Source organism: Sphingomonas phyllosphaerae, assembly GCF_029623345.1.
In the GTDB taxonomy this organism is placed as follows: domain Bacteria; phylum Pseudomonadota; class Alphaproteobacteria; order Sphingomonadales; family Sphingomonadaceae; genus Sphingomonas; species Sphingomonas phyllosphaerae_C.
In genome coordinates this window covers 230,273-248,061 of record NZ_JAPYKH010000002.1, presented here as the reverse complement: position 1 = coordinate 248,061, position 17,789 = coordinate 230,273, and the positions used below count along the sequence as shown (strand labels likewise).

The following is a 17,789-nucleotide window of genomic DNA, read 5'->3' as shown; positions in this document are numbered from 1 at the left end:
GCTGCCCGGCCGAGCAGGACGACGAACACGACGAATTGGCCGATCGAGAGACCATGAAGCGTCGCTGAGGTTCAAGCAGCTTAGGACTGACCGATCGGCGCACCGGCTGCACGCACCCGGCGCAGCATCATGCCGACGAGGCCCATACCCACGATCAGGCTCAACCACGTCCCCGGCTCGGGCACTGCGCCGAGCTTCAGCGGGTCGTAGCCGCCGTCATAGGTCACCGGCCCTTGCGCCGGCGGCAGCTTGGGAAAGGGGCTGCCGGAGAGGTTGAAGGCATAGGGCACCTCCACCGCGTCATAGTCGCGGTTGATCAGCGTCACCGCCTCGTCGCTGGCAAGCCCGCGCGCGAAGCTGGCGACGCTGCCGTTGCGGCGCGGATCGCCGAAGACGACCTGCAAGCCGCTGCAGCTGTTGATGTCGCCGCACTCGCCGAAGGCGGTGACGAAATAGGAGGCGTTATATTCCACCTCGGTGGTCGCGCCCGCGGCGAGCGTGCCCAGCTCGAGATTGAGCGGCGTGGTGCTCCAGTCGAGCACGCGACCATAGCCGAAATCGGTGAAGGTCTGGCCAAGGAAGGGATCGCTGTTGAACTTGTCGTCGCCGACCCTCAGTTCCTCGTCACTGGCGTTGCCGTACGCCGAGTACAGCACGTTGTCCTGCTGCCCGCGCGTGCGCTGGGTCACGCTGAATTCGAAGCCGCCGCGCGCCGGCGCGCCGTCGACGATGGCGAGATGCCCCGGCGTGATCAGCGAGTCGAAGCGCAGGTCGACCGCGTTCGGGCCGTTATTGGTGACGCTGAAGGTGATCACCGTGCTCGACGCGATCGAGCAGCCGCCGACGCAATAATCGTTATGCAGGAAGAAGAAGCTGCCCGAGCCCGCCTCACCGACGAGGTCGACGCCGAGATCGGACTGGGTCGGCGCGCGCTGGCCGGTGAAGATTTGCTCGCGCGTACCGCCGGGATTGCGCCCCGGCAATGATCCGTCCAGGCCGAACGCATAGCCGAGGCCGTTGCTCACCGTCACCGTCTCGATCAGCGCGGCCTGCGCCGGCACCGCCGCCGCCGCCAGCCCCGCCGCCGCGGCGACCGCGAGCGCTCTTCCCCTGTTCATCGCGACATCCCCCCGCGTTTGATGGTTAATTTCTAGCGAGACACCGCGGCACCGCCAGGTAAAAACTTGCCGTTTCTTGACTTTATTTGCTCGCCTCGCAGCCGGCGCGCGCCGCCGGTGCCGCGGCCGGGTCGATGCGGCGCTGCAGCGCGAGCGCGTCGTCGCAGGCCGTCGTGGCCAAGGCAGCGCGACCGCCCGCGGCGAGCACGCGCGCGCGCAGCAGGCGCACCTCGACCTGGTCGGGATCGGTCGCGGCATAGGCCGCGTCGTAGATCGATCTGGTCGCGGCGACGTGGCGTAGCGCGGCGTCTGTATGACCTGACGCCGCCTCGGCCTCGGCGGCGTAGAAATGCGTGTCGCCGACGGATGGTGCGGTGGGGCCGTAGAGACGTGTGTAGATCGCGGCCGCGCGGTCAAGCACGGCCATTGCGCCCGGACCGTCGCGCTCCGCGATGCGGATGCGTCCCATCAACACCAGCGCGTCTGCTACCGCGGGATGGTCGCGCTCCAGCACGCGGTCGTAGATGCGTAGCACCTGCGCCATGCGACGCTCGGCCACCGTGACTCGACCGTTCTCGAAATCGGCGAAGGCGCGGTTCTGCAGCGCGCGCGCGGTAAGCACATGGTCGACGCCGAACTTCGCCGCATAGGTTGCCACCGCGCGCGAGAACAGCGGATCCGCCGCGGCGTAGCGGTGCAGCCGCACCAGCGCGATCGCCTCGTTCATCCACACGCCGCCGAGCGCCTCGCGCTGGTCGCCGTCGAGCGCTTCGCGCCGCCGCGCCGCATCGGCGAGGTCGCGTACCGCGCCGGCATAGTCGCCGGTCAGCACGTTGGCCTGTCCGCGCGCCTCGGCCAGCGATGCGGCTAACGCGGAAGCGTCGCGCGCGCGCGCGGGCACTGCCGCCGCCGCCGCGGCGATCGCGCGTTGGGCGGCAGGGGCGTCGCCGCGATCGAAGGCGACTCGCACCAGCCGCAGCTCGGTGAGGGCGCGCTGCTCGCCGCTCGCCGGCAGCCGCGCCAGCGCCGCGCGCAAGTCGCGCTCCGCCTCGCGCGGCAGGCCGAGGTTGGCGTAGATCTCGCCGGTGGCGCGCAGCAACCGCGCGCCGACGGCTGGCTCGTCGGCCAGCTCGGCGCGCGCGCTGCGGCTGGCGCGCGTCAGCACCGTCAGCGCGGTGATCGTGCGCGGGTTCTCGGTCGCCGGATTGGCGATGTTGAAGGTGCCGATGAGGAATTCGAGGCTGCGGTCGGCGAGGCGGCGCTGGCGTTCGGCGACGCGGCGCTGGCCCTCCGCATAGACTGCCAGCCCGACGGTGACGAGCGCCACCGCCACCGCGGCGGCGGTGATCCACATCAGCCGACGTTGCCGCCGCGCGAGGTCGCGACGCACCAGCGAGTCGAGCCGCACGTCGGCCAGCGCGGCGATCAGCTTGAGCGCGGCGAGCCGCCGGCCGTCCTTGCCCGGGCGCACGTCGGCCGCGATCGGCTCGGCGGGCACGTCGCTGAGCTCGCCGTCGGCGCCGATCCGCCAGCGCAGCGCGGGCGGGAAACACTCGTTGTCCGGATCGCCGGGCTCGCCCGCGACGATCAGCGCGAGCACGCGCCCCTCCCCGTGGAGTCGCTTGAAGCTGAGCACTTCCTCGTTGACCCAGCGCGACCGCGCCGCGTGCGGGCTGCACACCACGATCAGGCAGCGCGCGGCGGCGAGCGCGGCGCGTAGCTCCTGGCCGAGGTCGCCGCTGGCGGGCAGCTCGTCGCGATCGCGGAACACCGGCGGCAGCCGTCGCGGCACCGGGCCGAACGCCGAGTCGGTGCCGACCAGCGCGCGCGGCAGGCGATAGGTCTCGATCCGTTGATGCAGCCAGCGCACCGCCGCGGTATCGGCGTGGCTGTAGCTGATGAACGCGGCGTATTGACGCATCGGCCCCCCTACGCCGCAGCTGGATCGAATGATGAAGGATGCCCGGTGCCGCCGCGCCCGCCGCCCGGTTCTCTCCCCCATGGGCAAGCGTGGCAGAGCGCGCGGAGGCTGGCAATGCAATGGTTAACGGAGATTAGCGCAAGGCGCTTGCTCCAACGCCCCGAAGCCTCGTAGCAGGGGGTGGAAGACGCGCGGTCGGGGGGCCGAGATCAGATGCCGGTCGGCGAGGTTCAGTCGTGAGTCACCCGCCGCGCCCCGGCTTCGGGCTGGCGGTCGGGATCACCGGGCACCGCCCGCCGCTGTTGGACGCCGCCGCAGCGGCGCGCGCCGCGCCGCGGCTGCGTGAGGTGCTGGCGGCGCTGGCCGACGCAGCGGCGCGGGTCCATGCTGCCGAGGCGCGCTATTTCGCCGACGCGCCGCCCTCGCTGCGCTTCGTCACCCCGCTCGCGGAGGGCACCGACCAGCTCGCCGCCGAGCTCGCGCTCGTCGCGGGCTTTCGGATCGAGGCGATGCTGCCGCTACCGCGCGACGACTATCGCGCCGACTTTACCGACGCCGCGAGCGACGCCGCGTTCGACGTGCTGCTCGATCGTGCCGGCTGCGCGCTCGAGCTGCCCGCGTTGCCCGCGGGGCGGCCCGCGAGCTACGCGCTGGCGGGGCGCGCGGTGCTGGCGCACAGCGACGTGCTGGTGGCGTTGTGGGACGGCGCGCCCGGGCGCGGCATCGGCGGAACCGCCGACATCGTCGCGCGCGCGCTGCGCCAGGGGCTGCCGGTGATCCACGTGCCGCTCGATAGCGCCGCGACGGTGATCCGCTGGGCCGGCTATGACCCGCTCGCCAACCCGGAGTCGTTCGAGCAGGTGCCGGCACGCGCCTTCGACGCCGCCGCGGCGGACGCTCTGGTGGCACAACTGCTCGCGCCACCCGCCGCCGCGATCGAGCGCGCCTGCCTCGACCGTTTCCTCGGCGAGACCGAGCTGCGCGTGCGCGCGCGCGTCGAATATCCGGCGCTCCTCGCGGTGCTCGGCATCAAGCGCCTGCGCCGCGCCGCTTTCCGCAGCGGGCCCTATGATGCCGACACACGGCGCGAGTGGGAACGCTTCCGCGCCTTCTGCCACGGCGGCGGGCATGGCGTGCGGCCGCGGCTCGACGCGATCGAGGCGGCCTATGGCTGGAGCGACCGGCTCGCGCAGCATTTCGCGCAGAGCTATCGCAGCGGGCACGTGCTGAACTTCCTGCTCGGCGCCGCGGCGGTGCTGCTGGCGCTCTCGGGATTATTGTTCAAGGAGCTCAAGTTCTGGCTGGCGCTGTGCGAGCTCGCCGCGGTGGCGGGGTTCGTGCTCAACACGCGCGTCGGCGTCGCGCGCGAGTGGCATCGACGCTGGCTCGACTATCGCCAGCTTGCCGAACGGCTGCGGCCGATGCGCAGCCTCAAGCTGCTCGGCGTCGGCCGCCCTGCGGTGCGCCCCGGCGCGGCGCGCGAGCCGCGCTGGCTCGACTGGTACGCCGCCGCGGTGTGGCGCGCGAGCGGCTGCGCCAGTGGCTGCCTCAGCGACCGGCGCGCGGTGGCCGCCTTCATCGCCGAGGAGGAGCTGGGCCCGCAGCTCGCCTACCATCGCAGCGCGGCGCACCAGCTTCACCTGCTCGACCATCGGCTGCACCGGATCGGTATGTGGCTGTTCCTCGCCTCGCTGTTGAGCTGCCTGGTGTTCCTGGTCGGCTATGTCGCGGCGCACGAGTGGGTGCGCGCCAACGCTGGTGTGTTCGTCGCGCTCTCGGCCGGACTGCCGGCGTTGGGTGCGGCGATCTTCGGCATCCGCGTGCAAGGCGATTTCGGCGCCAGCGCGGCACGGTCCAGCGCGACCGCGGCCGATCTGGCGCGCTACGTCGACGCGCTGGAGACCAACGGCGACGATCTGCCGCGCGTCGTCGACTTGGTCGAGGGCGCCGCCGCGACGATGCTGGCCGACCTCAGCGACTGGCGCCAGGCCTATGAGCGCCGCCAGCTGGAACTTCCTTGAGCGGGCCGGCGGATTGGCGCGGCGCGGACGCGGCGGGCTAGGCGCGCTTGGAAGAGAGCGCTAGTCTGCGGGTTCGGGGCGCAAATCCACTGCGCCAGCGCTCGACGGGCGCGCACACAGCGAAGGCGACACACCATGTTCTCGTTCAGATCCGCTCTGCTGAACGGCGCGGTGGTGGCGGCCCTCGCCTCCGGCTTCGTCGCCTGCCGCGCCTATCAGGCGTTCGCCGCCGAGAAAGCGTCGTTCGATCCCCCGCCGGCGCTGGCACGAACGGACTTCCCCGCATGGCCGTATCCACGCGGCATTCCGGACGACGAGAAGGAAGAGGGCAAGGTGTTCCACGTTCCCGGGAGCAAGCAGGCCTTCACCTTCACCCAGATCAACGGGCAGCGGGCGACGATCGATTGGTTCCCGGAGCGCCATCCGACGCCGCCACCGCCGGTGATCAGCGGAAGAGAGGGCGCTTACAATGCCTGCGGTCAATGTCACCTCATCGATGGCGGGGGCAAGCCGGACACGAGCGACCTTCGCGGTCTGCCCGTCGACTACATGCTGCAACAGCTCGCCGATATGAGGGACGACCATCGGCACGCATCGATCAACGGTGCGCCGCTCGCCAAGATGGTGGGGATCGCGAAAGCACTGCCCCTCGACGATGCGCGGCAAGCCTCCGAGTATTTCCACTCCATCAAGCCCGTGAAGAGGCTCCGCCTGATCGAGGGCGATATCGTGCCGGTCACCCATCCTGCGGCGCACGCGATCCAGAAGGTCGATCCGAGCGGCGCGACGGAGCCGCTCGGAACCCGGATCATCGAAGTGCCGCAGAGCTTCGAGCGTACCTCGCTGCGCGATCCGTCGTCCGGCTTCATCGCCTATGTACCAGCGGGCAGCATCGAGAAGGGCAGGGCACTGGCGACGAGCGGCGGAGGGGGCAGAACACTGCCGTGCGCCTCATGCCATGGTGACGACATGAGGGGATCGGGCGCCGAATTCCCTGGTATCGCCGGTCGATCCCCGACCGCCATGGCGCGCCAGCTGTATGATTTCAAAAGCGGCACGCGCAATGGCAAGAATGCGGTGGCAATGAAGCCGGTGGTCGCGCGGCTCACCGATGCGGACATCGTGAACCTCACGGCCTATCTGGCGTCGCTCGACCCTTGACGTGGTCGATCCCGCGCCGCCCTCGTTGGCGCGCCGCAGAAATGGGGCGTTGCAGCGGCTTGGAGGCGGCACGATGGCGGTCTGGCGCTGAGCTTCGCCCCCGCCGTGCGTCGGACCAGAGATGGAGCCGGACTCGCGCGGTCCGCTGGAGGTGACATGTACCGGCTGATCGCTTTTCTGATGATCATGTTCGCCGCGACGGCGGCGACCGCGCCGCAGCGGGCCGATCGACCGGTGCGCGTGGCGATCGCCCGCCTCACCCACGGCCATGTCGGCGGACTTCTCGGTCGTCGCGCGATCGGCGACGTCGAAATCGTCGGCATCTACGAGCCCGATCGCGCCGTCGCCGCGCGCTACGTCCGCGATTACCACCTCGACCCCGCACTCGTGCACGACCGGCTCGCGCCGATGCTGGATCAGGTGCGACCCGAGGCGGTGCTGGCCTTCGGATCGGTGGCGGAGCACCGCGCCGTCGTCGAGGCGGCCGCACCGCGCCGTATCCACGTTATGGTCGAGAAGCCGCTGAGCTTCGACGCGGCAGAGGCCGGCGCCATGGCAAGCTTGGCGCGGCGGCACAACATCCAGCTGCTCACCAACTATGAGACCAGCTGGTATCCGAGCCGAACCGGGCTGGGTCGAGCGCTCGCCGCGGGCGCCGTCGGTGCGATCCGCAAGGTGGTGTTCCGCGACGGTCACTATGGCCCGAAGGAGATTGGCGTACAGCCCGAGTTCCTTTCCTGGTTGGTCGACCCGAGCGCCAACGGCGGCGGCGCGATCGTCGATTTCGGCTGCTATGGCGCCAACCTGATGACCTGGCTGATGCAGGGCAAGGCGCCGATCAGCGTCACCGCGGTGACGCAGCGGCTCAAGCGCGATCCGGTCTACGCGCGGGTCGACGATGAGGCGACGATCGTGCTGGCCTATCCCGCTGCCACGGCTGTCCTGCAGGCGTCGTGGAACTGGCCCGACCATCGCAAGGACATCCAGCTGTTCGGCGAGACCGGCGTGCTGTCGACGCCCGACGGGAAGACGCTGCTGCTGCGGCGCCGCGGCGAGGCGGCGGATCGTGCGCTCGAGTCGCCTTCACCCCCGTTCGCCGACCCTTTCGCCTTTCTCGCCGCGGTCGTCCGCGGGCGCGCCAAAGTGGCCGACGCGGATCCGTCCTCGCTCGATAATGCGCTGACTGTGGCGCGCATCCTTGATGCCGCACGCCGCTCCGCCGCGACGGGACGAACGATAGTTTTGGATCAAGACTGAAGGAAGCGGAGGTAAAGACCGACGTGCGGTGATCGAGACCGCCAGCATCCGCGTGCGAGGCTCCGCCACCGGCTCATCTCACGCCACTGCTGTCGCACGGCGACACTGCGCTGTACACGGGACAATGCGAGCGACGCTCGTCGGACTCACAGCTGCATGCCGTACTCCGCATATCGCGCGCGTACGTCGGGATCCGCCTTCTCCGCCGCTGCCGCATCGGCGGCCGCTTTCGTCGTGTCGCCCTTTCGCGCCCAAGCCAGCGCACGCGCATAGCGTGAGACGGCCATCGTGGGTACCTCGGCCAGCACGCGGTCATACACCGCGATCGCCTCGTCCGCCCGTCCCAGCCGCAACAGCACAAAGCCGCGACTGTCCAAGATCGCAGGCGCGTCGGGCAACTTTGCCAACGCCGCATCGCAATCCTGCAACGCGGACTCCAGCGCCACGCCCGCCGTCGCCTTGGCCCAGCACATGTTGTTCAATTGCATCGGTTGCGCCGCCTTTTCGCGCGCGCGCGCGAAGTCGGCGTCCGCGCGCACCCGATCTCCCGCGCGCGCATAAGCGATCCCCCGCGCCGTCAGTAGGCCGTCATCCTCCGGAACCGTCGCCAGCGCGGCCGTATATTGCGCGATCGCTCCCGGCAGGTCGCCGCCGTCAGCGAGCAATTGCGCCTTGCCGGCCAGCGCCACGACCAGCGTCGGGTCCAGCTTCAGCGCGGCGTCGAGGTCGGCCCGTCGCGCCGCGATGTCGGCTTTCGGATGCGACAGGCTTCGGTTGTAATAGATATAGGCTTCGGGCTTGATCGCCAGCGCGCGGTCGTACGCTGCGCGCGCTTCCTCCAGCCGATGTGCGGCGTCCAGCAGTCGAGCGGCCACGACCTGCGCGTAGGCGTCGTTCGGATTGGCCGCGGTCAACGCCGCTGCCTCCGCGAGAGCGGCGTCGAATTTGCCCTGTCCGCGCAGAATATTAGCGCGCAACAGGTACATATCGGTCCAGATCGGCGATTGCCGGATCGCCGCCGCCGCGTCCTGCAACGCCGCATCTTCATGCCTCAGTGCGTGCTGCGCCTCGGCGCGGTGACCAAGCGCGAACGCATTGTCGGGTTCGACGGCGAGCGCTTGCGTGAAGGCATCCACCGCCGCCTGCGCATCGCCTTTCTGTAAGGTCAGCAGCCCGCGGGCACGCAACACCACCACGTTGCGCGGATCGATCACCGCCGCGGCGTCGAGATCCTTCGTCGCGCCGGCCGCGTCACTTTTCCACAGGCGCGCCATGCCACGATTCGCCACGGCCCAGACGTTGTCGGGCTCCAGCTTTTGCGCGCGGTCGAAGTCCGCGATCGCCTCGTCATAGCGTGCGGCGTTCATGTACGCATTGCCGCGCGTAACGTAGCGTGTCGCATCGTCGGGCTTGCGCGTCACCCACTCGGTCAATGCCGTCAGCGCGCTCTGCTGATCGCCCATCATGGCATAGCTCGTGGCGCGCTGCTCGGCGGCAAAGCCATTGTCTGGTTCCAGCGCGAGCGCGCGCGTGTAGGCCTTCACCGCATCGCCCCAGCGTCGCTCGCGCCGAGCGAGCATCCCGCGCGCGATGGCGGTCAAGATGAAATCGGGATCGATCGAGTCCGCCTTGGCAAGATCGGCCTTCGCCCCGGCCAGATCGCCGACCTGCACGCGCGTCATGCCGCGGTTCGCCCAGGCGTAGACATTGTCCGGGTCCAGCGCGATCGCTTTGTCATAATCCCGCAGCGCGTCGGCGCGCAGATCACGATCGATGAACGCCTTTGCACGGCTCACGTAACCGGCCGACGTGGTCGGCACCGTCGCCCGCAAAGCCTCGGTATCTTTACCGGTGTAGCTATAGTTCACCGGCGTCCGCAACGTCGCGCTCCGATCGGCGAGCGCTCGAAGTGCGGCCTGTTCCTTCGCTGCGTCGGCGGCGGGGAATTCGGTCGTCACGCTACGCTCCGTCTTCTCGACCGAGAAGATGTTGTCGGCGATGCTCGCGTGGCGGCGATAGTCGATCCCGCCCGCGACCTCGTTGACCTCGATTCCAGCGCCGAGCCGGAACGTACCAGCCCCCTTGGGCAATACGATCGTCTCGCGCGTGCGGATGTACCAAGGAAAGGCTACGGCGAACGGTGCATCCTGGTCCCGGCCAGGGTCGCGGCTGAAGTCGGCGCGATAGCCGACGCTGGTGCCATCGGTCTGATAATTGCCGTTTGACCAGTCCAACGTGGCCTTACCGGTCATCGACAACCGCTCCTCGCCGGTCGTCGCATCGAAGGTGGCGGCGGTCGTCGCCACCTCGATGAAGTCATATTGCCCCTTCCAATATTCCTTCAGCGCGCGATCGCGGGCCTCGCCGCCGAGACTCGCCAGCGCGATGCCGGTGCCGATCGCCTCATCACCGCGCAACACTGTCTCCACCGTCGTCGGCGCGGGCGCGGAGATGCCGGCGCTGGCATCGATGCGGATCGTGGTGTCGCGCATCGGCTGCGGTGGAACGGCCGGTAGCATCCGCACCAGCGCCGCGCCTCGCTCGACCAGCGGCAGCCCCCAACCGACGTCGGGCACGCTGATCCGGTCGAGATCGGTGTCGCGCGTCCGGGTTCCGTCCAGCCAGTAGACGCGACCGGCGATCGTCGCCCGCACCAGCACATGATCGAACAGTCCCGCCATCGGCAAGCGGGCATCGATCCCGTCGCCGGCCATACTGTTGACGACCACCGGCACTGCCTCGATCCCCAGCCCGTGCAACAGCCCGAGCAGCAGCGCGGTCTTGGCCTTGCAATCGCCGTAGCGCCGTGCCCAGGTCGTTTCCGCATCGGCGGGCACGTATCCGCCCGCCCCCATCGTCAACGCCACGTAGCGGATGCGATCCTGCACCAGCGCCAGCGCCGCCTGCGCGCGCACCTTGGGGTCACTGGACATGGACGCGATGCGATCGAACTCGCTGCGCAGCGGCCCCTGCGCTGCGATTGTCGCCGCCTGCGCGTACAGAGGTGCCATCAATGCGCCGAGATCGGCCCAGGAAGCGAAATCGGTGAATTCCACCAACCGCCCGAGGCGATAGCGTGTCGGCGCACCTTTCGGCGGTGACGACAGCGCGACATCGGCCAGCGTCGTTTCGAAGGCGGTTGTGCCGCCGCTGACCTTGAGCTTGGTTGGAGGCAGCGCGGCGGTCTGCCGCATCCGTACCGGCAACGCCGCCGGCCATTGGACGCGCAGGTGCGCCCGCTTGATCGGCACGCCGTTGAAACCGCCCGCCCCGAATTGCTCGACATGCCCCTTCAACGTCGGATCGTTCGACGACACTGATGCCGCGAAGTCGAGGATATCGCCGACCTGCAGGCCCTCGGGCTGGATATTGGCGGTCAGCACGCCATCCAGCATCGCGCTTTCCAGATTTTGCTCGCGCCGTACCACGGTGAAGGTCTGGCCGGAGGCCAGCACGTCGATTACCTTGTCGCCGCGCCGGATGTGCAGCTTATGGACCGTGAGTTCGTCGACGTCCGGGCGCCAGGGATAAGAAATGTTGCCCGCGCTCAATCCCTCAGGTGTCTGGATGCGCAGCGCCATCTCGACATACACGACCTGCCGTCCGCGCTCCAGCTTGACCTGCTGGTCCGACAGCAACACGCTGACCGGTGCGTCGGCAGTGGCGCCCGCATCCGAGGGGATCGCTACTGGCACCACCCATGACGGCGCGGGGCCGATCGCCGGCTTGTCGGCGGCATGCGCCACGCCCGCCACAACGCTCGACGCCATTAGCGCCGTCACCACGATTCTCATAATCCCCCCACCCCTGTAAGCACACCATAGCGTGATCGTTACGGAAGAAAATGACGAAGCAACGCGGGATGGGGACACTTGCCGACGCGGATTCAGCCCCTCGTCAAATGCGGGAATACGTTGTCTGCAGCTCGCGACGTTTTGACACCTAGCCTCTCACCAGAAGGACGCTGGTGCGCACCGACCAAGACGAGCTCGCGCGTCATCGTCAGCGTCCCGGCGGCGAGCGAGCGCCGCGCTGCGACATGGGTGAGATCGGGCCCGGCGCGTCCGGCCGCGCCCGCGCCGCGGATCGCGTGGCAGGCAGCGCAGGTCGCCTGGAAGACCGCCGCCCCCCGTGCGCCCACGGTCGCGGCGGGCGCCACCTGCGCGGCGAGCCATGCGCGGAACGCGGCGGGCGTTTCCACCTTCACGTCGAACGCCATGTGCGCGTGCTGCGTGCCGCGAAACTCGGCGCATCGGCCGCGGTACCAGCCGGGGCGGCGCGCGGTGACGTCGAGGAGGTTGGTGCGCCCCGGGATCATGTCGAGCTTGCCCGCCACGTTGGGCACCCAGAAGCTGTGGATCACGTCCGCCGAGTTCAGCACCAGCCGCACCGTGTCCCCCTGCGGCAGGTGGAGCTCGTTGGCGGTCTCGACCCAACCGCCGCCAGCGGAGTCGCGCTACTGGATCCGCCACCACCATTGGTGACCGGAGACGCGCACCTCGAGCGCCGCGCGTCGCGCGTCGCGAACAGCGCGCGATCCGCGAAGAAGCTGCCTGTGATCAGCGCGGTGAGCGCCAGGACGATGGCGCCGGCGACCACGGGCAGCGAGCGGTCCAGGCGTGAGTCGACGGCGCCGACCGCCGCCGCCTCCGCGCACGGTCATCGTCTCGAACGCAGCTGACACCAGCGGCGAGCGTCAGACGCAGAGGACCACCGAGCCAGCTTGCGACGGCGCTCACCTGATCGAGCTTGCCTGTGGGCGAGAACGGCCGAACCGGATAACGGCATTCCATGATCACCGACTGGCACTTCTATGTCTTGGCCATACCCGCCATCATCCTGCTCGGGCTCGCCAAAGGCGGTTTCGCTGGCATGGGCGCTTTGTCGCTCCCGCTGCTCGCGCTGGTGATCGATCCGGTCCGGGCTGCGGCGATCACGCTGCCGCTTCTCATCGCGCAGGACGTCGTCGGCGTCTGGGCGTTCCGGCGCACCGTCGATTGGCGCCTTATCGGCTGGATGCTCCCGGGCGCGATGGTCGGCATCGCCCTGGGATACGGCTTCGCCGCGAGCGTGTCGCCGAAAGCGGTGATGGCCGCGGTCGGCGTGATCTCGATCTTGTTCGGCCTGTACCGGCTCTGGCTGACGCGCCATCCGCGTCCGCGCGGAATCGCGCGTTGGCCCGAATGGCTCGGCACCCTCTTCGGCGTGGCCTCGGGCTTCACCAGCCAGATCGCGCACGCGGGCCAGCCGCCGTTCCAACTCTGGGTGCTGCCACGTGATCTGCCGCGCGAGCGTCTGGTGGGCACCACCGCGATCTTCTTCGCCGCCGTGAACTGGATCAAGGTGCCGGCGTATCTAGCGCTCGGCCAGTTCACGCGGGCCAACCTCCTCACGTCGCTGTTGCTCCTACCGATGGCGCTCGCTGCCACGGTGGCCGGCGTGGCGTTGGTTCGCCGCATCGCACCGGAGCGTTTCTTCACGGCCATCTACGTGTTGATGATAGCGGTTGGCACGTTGCTGACCTGGGAGGCGCTGGCGTGACGGCGATTGGGCCACGCCCCCGCAGCCGGGCCACGCTCCCGCAGCAACGACGAGTGCATCTCGAGTGAGGCGCGCGCTACGCTGGTGATCGGATCGACCAACACGATTCGCCGTCAGCGGGCAGCCGGGTGTCCCTGAATCGGCGTCGAAGTTCGCGTCGTGCTCACTGCGGCAGCGCGAAGGCGATCACCGAGCCGCCCGGCCGACGCGCACGATCCTTGCCGCCGCCCGCCGCGATCGCGACATATTGCCGGCCGTTTACAGCATAGGTGGCGGGCGTCGCGAGCCCCGCGGCGGGCAGTTCGGTCGACCACAACAACCGTCCGCTGCGCTTGTCGTAAGCGCGGAAGCGGCGGTCGTAGACGGTCGCGGCGATGAACAGCAAGCCGCCGCGCGTGACGACCGCGCCGCCGTAATTCTCGCTGCCCGTCTCCGCCGGGCCGAGCTCGGGATAGCGGCCGAGGGGCACGCGCCACACCCATCGACCGGTGTTGACGTCGAGCGCGGACAAGGTGCCCCAGGGAGGTGTCAGCGCGGGATAGCCTTCGGGATCGAGCAGGCGATGATAGCCGTCGAACACATAGGGCTCGTCGAAGGCGGGGGCGGCGGGCGGTGTGGCGTCGCTCTCGTTGCCGCGCGGCGCCGCGCCCGCGCGATCACCGCGCAGGTCACGCACCAGCGCCAGCACCTGCGCCGGCGACAGCGTGCCCGCAAAGCCTGGCATACGCCCGCCGCCCTGCGCGATCTGGCGCTCGAGCTGCGCCGCGCTGAGCCGTGCGCCGACATCGCGCAACCCGGGCACCTGCGGCGGATCGCCCGCACGATCGGCGCCGTGGCAGGCCGCGCAATGGTTGGCGTACAGCGCCGCGCCCGAGCTGCCCGCGGCGCGCGCCGGGCGCGGCTTCAGCCGCAGCGTCCAGGCCATTTCGTTGGCGTTGACGTAGAGCAGGCCGCTGTCGGGATCATAGGCCGCTCCGCCCCATTCCGCGCCACCGTCCATGCCGGGCAGCAGCACCGTGCCCTGAACGCTCGGCGGATCGAACGGGCCGCGGTTGCGGAGTTTGGCGAGCTGCGCCGTCACCGCGGCATGGGCTGCCGGCGTCCGCCGGGTGACGATGTCGGGCGTGAGCCGCTGGCGCGCGAAGGGCGCGATCGCGGTGGGCATCGGCTGGGTTGGCCACGCCTGCTCGCCGGGCATGTCGCTGGCGGGCACCGGCCGCTCCTCGATCGGGTAGAGCGGGCGACCGTCGCGCCGGTCGAAGACATAGACCAGCCCCGACTTGGTGGTCTGCGCGATCGCGGGCACGCCGCGCACCGTCACCAGCGTCGGCTGCGCCGGAAAGTCGCGGTCCCACAGGTCGTGATGGACGCTCTGGAAGTGCCAGCGCCGCCGGCCGGTGCGCGCGTCCAGCGCGACCAGGCTGTTGGCGTAGAGATTGGCGCCCGCGCGCGTCGGCCCGTAGAAGTCACGGTCGCCCATCCCGCTCGACGCCACGGGCAGGAACACCAGGCCGCGCGCGACGTCGACGGTGAGCCCGGCCCAGACGTTGGCACCGATCTCGGTCTTCCAGGCGTCGCGCGGCCAGGTCTCGGCGCCGGGCTCGCCGCCGTGCGGGATGGTGTGGAAGGTCCAGCGGATCGCGCCGGTGCGCACGTCGAAGGCGCGGACGTCGCCCGGCGTATGGCCGGTCGAGCCCATGATGATCAGGTCCTCGAACACCGCCCCCGGCGTGACGTTGTTGACAGTCAGCTGCGCGAGCGGCCGGCCGAAGCCCGCGCGCAGGTCGACGCGGCCGCCGCGGCCGAACCGCGCGTCGGGGAGGCCGGTCAGCGCGTCGACCGAGATCAGCTCCTGCCCGAACGTGAACAGGATGCGACGCTCGTCGCCGTCGCGCCAATAGGAGACGCCGCGCAGTCGCTGGCGGGTCGCGACCGGTGCGGACGCCGGGTCATAAGCCCAGATCTCACGGCCGGTCGCGGCGTCGAGCGCCACTAGCCGGCCCTTGGGCGTGACGATGTACAGGCGTCCGTCGACGACGAGCGGGTTGGCCTGCATATCCGATTGCGACCCGCCCTCGCCGAACGCATCGCCGCTGTCATATTCCCATGCCTTCGTCAGGCGAGCGACGTTGTGCACGGTGATCTGGTCCAGCGCGGAATAATGCGTCGCGGCGGGATCGCCGTGGTAATAGGACCAGTCCGCCGTTGCCGGCGGCGCCGCCTTGTCGCGCGGCGGCGGTGCCGCGCTTCCCAGAAGTAGCGCGCCCGCGAGCACGACCGTCGCTTTCCCTCGCCCGCCCGCGCGCATCGTTCCCCCCTTTTCGGCGTTGAGCCACCCTGCGCCCAGCGTAGGCGGTTGCGCCACGCCATGTCATCACCCGTGCGCGAACATCGCGTCGACTTAGGACCGGCCTCGCTCACAGCGAGGATGCCGAGCAGGGCACATGGTCCGCACAGCCCACGAAGGACGGGCTTTGTTCGACCAGCGTCAGGTCTCGCCCGGCTACCGCGGGAACGCTTCGTTATCCTAAGCTTACACGGATAAATGGCTCTGCCGACGATCTTGCGAGGTTGCTTAACCCCCGCCGGTAGCTGGATCGAGCCCTACCACCACGGTGGTCGACTCTATCAGGCACCATAAACCGGGCGTCACTGCGCCGGCTGCGCAAGGCCGTTTCCTTGCGCTAGCCCACCAAGCTCGCTCGCAATGATGCCTTAGGGCAGAGCACGGCCCGTCGATACTGGCGTGTTTTCATCCCGTACTCGGCCTTGATGCTCGTCGCTGGCTTCGGCGCGCTTATCGGTGGGCGGCGCACGCCCTGGCGCTACCGCGGGCTTCTGTGTCTACCCCTCGCCGGGATTCTGCTCTTGCTCATTCTCACCGTGGGCGGATCCTGGCGCATGAACGCGGCCGACGGTCGCACCTCACGCAACTAGTGGGCCGGTTTCCCCCGGTGCTCCGCCAACAGCCTGTCGAGCTCTTCGATCCGCAACCGTTCCGGCGTTCCCTTCGCGAGCCCCTTCAGCCGGCATTCGGCCCATAGCCGTTTACGCTCGGACTCAAGCGCGCGGAGATAGAGATCAGCCACTCGTCCTCTCCTGTTCCCAGCGCTGAGCAGCCCAATCGCCGGCGGTAGCTCGGTCGTCCTCTCCCGCTCGCTCGGGTAAACTGGACGCGATCGAATCCGCGGATCCAGCACCAGACACGTTCACCCTCCCGCAATGGACCGCTATGACGCGAACGGGTTGGCAATCGCGGCTCTGCTCGGCGGAAACCTGCTCGGGGCAGAAGCGCTTCCAGCCGAGCTGCGCGAGAACGGGATTTGACATCTCCAGCACCGTATCAGTGGGCTTGCCGCTCGCCTGACTGATCCCCGCCCGGTGTTTCGCGCTCAGCAGCACGCTTATCAGCCTTGGCTTGCGCCTTCTTTGCGGACTCGATTGCCTTGGTCTTTTCGCGCTCGCGGCGCTCAAAGTCGTAATTCGGTTTGCGTGGTATGGCGGTTGCTCCGAAACTCCGGGCTGCGGCGCGAGCAACCGCTCGGCCCTAAACCCTGGCCGATAAGGCTACACTGATCCATCAGTCGCCGCTAGGCTTGCGAGCAGGCGGATCCGGACCAACCTTGTCACTCGACCGTGGTCGAGGCCTCCCCCGTGGCGCAGGAGACCGGCCCGGAAACGGCCGTTCGGCTAACGGAGCAGTGTCCCAGATCTGCCGCTCGCTCACGGTCGGACGGTGGTCGTTGAGACCGGTTGCGGAGCATCTTTCATTTGCCGAGATCGGTCGAAATCTGGCATGAGCCTTGAGCACGGCTGACAAGTACGCCCGGAGATGACATGGACATCACCCAGCTTATCCTGGACGACCACCACGAGCAGCGTCGTCTGTTCGGCATCATCGAGCAGGTTGGTTCCGGGGACACTGCCAGTCTGGACGCGATTTGGCGCCGGCTGGCGACCTTCCTCGAGGTCCATGCAGAAACCGAAGAGAAGCTGTTCTATCCCGAGTTGCTACGAGTAGGTCGCGCGTCTGGTAAAAAGGATGGCGTCGAGGACGAGACGCTGGACGCGATTAAGGATCACAACGAGATCCGCGACGCCGTCGCCGCAGTCGGGCGCGAACAGGTAGGCTCGCCAGAGTGGTTCAAGGCGGTGGCCGCTGCGAACAAGGCCAACAGCGACCACATGGCCGAGGAAGAACGCGAAGGGCTGACCGACTTTCGCCGGGACGCGCCGTTACAGCTCCGGCACGACCTCGCCGTCGCCTTTGTCGCGTACGAATCCAAGCACGTCGACGGCGTCACTCCGGTTGACAAGGATCCGAAGCGCTGGGTCGTAGAGCATTGATCTGACGCTGCTGAGGACGGGTAACGGGCCGGCTGACTGGATCGACCAGAAATCCCGGCATCGGACTATCAGCCCGCCTTGCCCTGGCGCGAAGGGACAGACGAGCAGCAGGATGCCCCATCCCGCCGACAGGTCGCGTTGACAGCGTCGCCTGGATAGCGGAGACAACCGCCATGACGCAGCTTAGCCCGATGCTATGCGTTGAGGCGCAACCCGGGCTGGAGATGTGACCATGGCCAAGAGCCAGAAGAAGTCGAACAAAGAGGTTCGCAAGCCGAAGGCGGAGAAGCCGCCGAAGCAGAACGCGTCCGCTCCTTCCACCAAGGGCACTCCCGCCAAGCCCCCGAAGGAGTGACGTCGCGAAGGAATGCGGCCCATTAGGCTCGCAAGGTGACAGCTCACGACATGCTGCCAAGTTGGCTG

12 protein-coding genes and 1 pseudogene are annotated in these 17,789 nt (G+C 68.9%); 6 read left to right on the top strand and 7 right to left on the bottom strand.

The window, feature by feature from the left end; genetic code table 11:
* Positions 1 to 80: 80 nt before the first annotated feature.
* Both QBJ89_RS03005 and QBJ89_RS03000 read right to left on the bottom strand, forming a co-directional pair.
* Positions 81 to 1,118 carry a PEP-CTERM sorting domain-containing protein gene (locus tag QBJ89_RS03005; protein WP_277979060.1) on the bottom strand — a complete coding sequence of 346 codons (1,038 nt, stop codon included), beginning with the start codon at positions 1,116 to 1,118 and terminating at the stop codon, positions 81 to 83.
* Between the two features lie 82 nt (positions 1,119 to 1,200).
* A complete protein-coding gene (locus tag QBJ89_RS03000; protein WP_277979059.1) occupies positions 1,201 to 3,039 on the bottom strand; it encodes a toll/interleukin-1 receptor domain-containing protein in 1,839 nt (612 codons plus the stop codon).
* Positions 3,040 to 3,275: 236 nt separating this feature from the next.
* Between QBJ89_RS03000 and QBJ89_RS02995 the strand changes: the two genes are divergently transcribed.
* The 3 genes from QBJ89_RS02995 to QBJ89_RS02985 all read left to right on the top strand — a co-directional run bounded on the left by QBJ89_RS02995 (position 3,276) and on the right by QBJ89_RS02985 (position 7,478).
* A complete protein-coding gene (locus QBJ89_RS02995; protein ID WP_277979058.1) occupies positions 3,276 to 5,060 on the top strand; it encodes a DUF4231 domain-containing protein in 1,785 nt (594 codons plus the stop codon).
* 135 nt (positions 5,061 to 5,195) lie between these two features.
* The gene (locus tag QBJ89_RS02990; protein WP_277979057.1) at positions 5,196 to 6,221 is read left to right on the top strand and encodes a c-type cytochrome; all 1,026 of its coding nucleotides are present in this window, start codon (positions 5,196 to 5,198) and stop codon (positions 6,219 to 6,221) included.
* Between the two features lie 156 nt (positions 6,222 to 6,377).
* The gene (locus QBJ89_RS02985) at positions 6,378 to 7,478 is read left to right on the top strand and encodes a Gfo/Idh/MocA family protein (RefSeq protein ID WP_277979056.1); all 1,101 of its coding nucleotides are present in this window, start codon (positions 6,378 to 6,380) and stop codon (positions 7,476 to 7,478) included.
* A 146-nt stretch (positions 7,479 to 7,624) separates the two neighbouring features.
* Here the strand turns inward: QBJ89_RS02985 and QBJ89_RS02980 are convergent, their stop codons facing one another.
* The 3 genes and pseudogenes from QBJ89_RS02980 to QBJ89_RS02970 form a co-directional block, all read right to left on the bottom strand.
* Entirely contained in the window at positions 7,625 to 11,263 is a 3,639-nt protein-coding gene (locus tag QBJ89_RS02980) for a tetratricopeptide repeat protein (RefSeq protein ID WP_277979055.1), read from the bottom strand.
* Between the two features lie 101 nt (positions 11,264 to 11,364).
* The gene (locus tag QBJ89_RS02975) at positions 11,365 to 11,697 is read right to left on the bottom strand and encodes a c-type cytochrome (RefSeq protein ID WP_277979174.1); all 333 of its coding nucleotides are present in this window, start codon (positions 11,695 to 11,697) and stop codon (positions 11,365 to 11,367) included.
* Positions 11,695 to 11,898: pseudogene (locus QBJ89_RS02970) on the bottom strand (cytochrome C oxidase subunit II); the annotation flags it as partial. The gene QBJ89_RS02975 and the pseudogene QBJ89_RS02970, both read right to left, overlap by 3 nt.
* A 371-nt stretch (positions 11,899 to 12,269) precedes the next feature.
* On the opposite strand from QBJ89_RS02970, the gene QBJ89_RS02965 reads away from it, so the two are divergent.
* Positions 12,270 to 13,019, top strand: a complete 750-nt coding sequence (locus QBJ89_RS02965; RefSeq protein WP_277979054.1) for a sulfite exporter TauE/SafE family protein — start codon at positions 12,270 to 12,272, stop codon at positions 13,017 to 13,019.
* 163 nt (positions 13,020 to 13,182) lie between these two features.
* Here QBJ89_RS02965 and QBJ89_RS02960 read toward each other — a convergent pair whose 3' ends face one another.
* Both QBJ89_RS02960 and QBJ89_RS02955 read right to left on the bottom strand, forming a co-directional pair.
* Positions 13,183 to 15,384 (bottom strand): PQQ-binding-like beta-propeller repeat protein, encoded by a 2,202-nt coding sequence (locus QBJ89_RS02960; protein ID WP_277979053.1) that lies wholly within the window; start codon positions 15,382 to 15,384, stop codon positions 13,183 to 13,185.
* A 568-nt stretch (positions 15,385 to 15,952) separates the two neighbouring features.
* Positions 15,953 to 16,108, bottom strand: a complete 156-nt coding sequence (locus tag QBJ89_RS02955; protein WP_277979052.1) for a hypothetical protein — start codon at positions 16,106 to 16,108, stop codon at positions 15,953 to 15,955.
* Between the two features lie 748 nt (positions 16,109 to 16,856).
* On the opposite strand from QBJ89_RS02955, the gene QBJ89_RS02950 reads away from it, so the two are divergent.
* Positions 16,857 to 17,366: a hemerythrin domain-containing protein gene (locus QBJ89_RS02950; RefSeq protein WP_277979051.1), complete on the top strand. Its 510-nt coding sequence runs from the start codon at positions 16,857 to 16,859 to the stop codon at positions 17,364 to 17,366.
* 232 nt (positions 17,367 to 17,598) lie between these two features.
* Positions 17,599 to 17,721 (top strand): hypothetical protein, encoded by a 123-nt coding sequence (locus QBJ89_RS02945; protein WP_277979050.1) that lies wholly within the window; start codon positions 17,599 to 17,601, stop codon positions 17,719 to 17,721.
* Positions 17,722 to 17,789 lie beyond the last annotated feature (68 nt).

What these genes read in the sequence shown, in the direction of transcription:
- QBJ89_RS02950 (WP_277979051.1), top strand. Translation starts at nt 16,857, where the DNA reads ATGGACATCACCCAGCTTATCCTGGACGACCACCACGAGCAGCGTCGT.
- QBJ89_RS03005 (WP_277979060.1), bottom strand. Translation starts at nt 1,118, where the DNA reads ATGAACAGGGGAAGAGCGCTCGCGGTCGCCGCGGCGGCGGGGCTGGCG.
- QBJ89_RS02965 (WP_277979054.1), top strand. Translation starts at nt 12,270, where the DNA reads ATGATCACCGACTGGCACTTCTATGTCTTGGCCATACCCGCCATCATC.
- QBJ89_RS03000 (WP_277979059.1), bottom strand. Translation starts at nt 3,039, where the DNA reads ATGCGTCAATACGCCGCGTTCATCAGCTACAGCCACGCCGATACCGCG.
- QBJ89_RS02985 (WP_277979056.1), top strand. Translation starts at nt 6,378, where the DNA reads ATGTACCGGCTGATCGCTTTTCTGATGATCATGTTCGCCGCGACGGCG.
- QBJ89_RS02990 (WP_277979057.1), top strand. Translation starts at nt 5,196, where the DNA reads ATGTTCTCGTTCAGATCCGCTCTGCTGAACGGCGCGGTGGTGGCGGCC.
- QBJ89_RS02945 (WP_277979050.1), top strand. Translation starts at nt 17,599, where the DNA reads ATGGCCAAGAGCCAGAAGAAGTCGAACAAAGAGGTTCGCAAGCCGAAG.
- QBJ89_RS02975 (WP_277979174.1), bottom strand. Translation starts at nt 11,697, where the DNA reads ATGGCGTTCGACGTGAAGGTGGAAACGCCCGCCGCGTTCCGCGCATGG.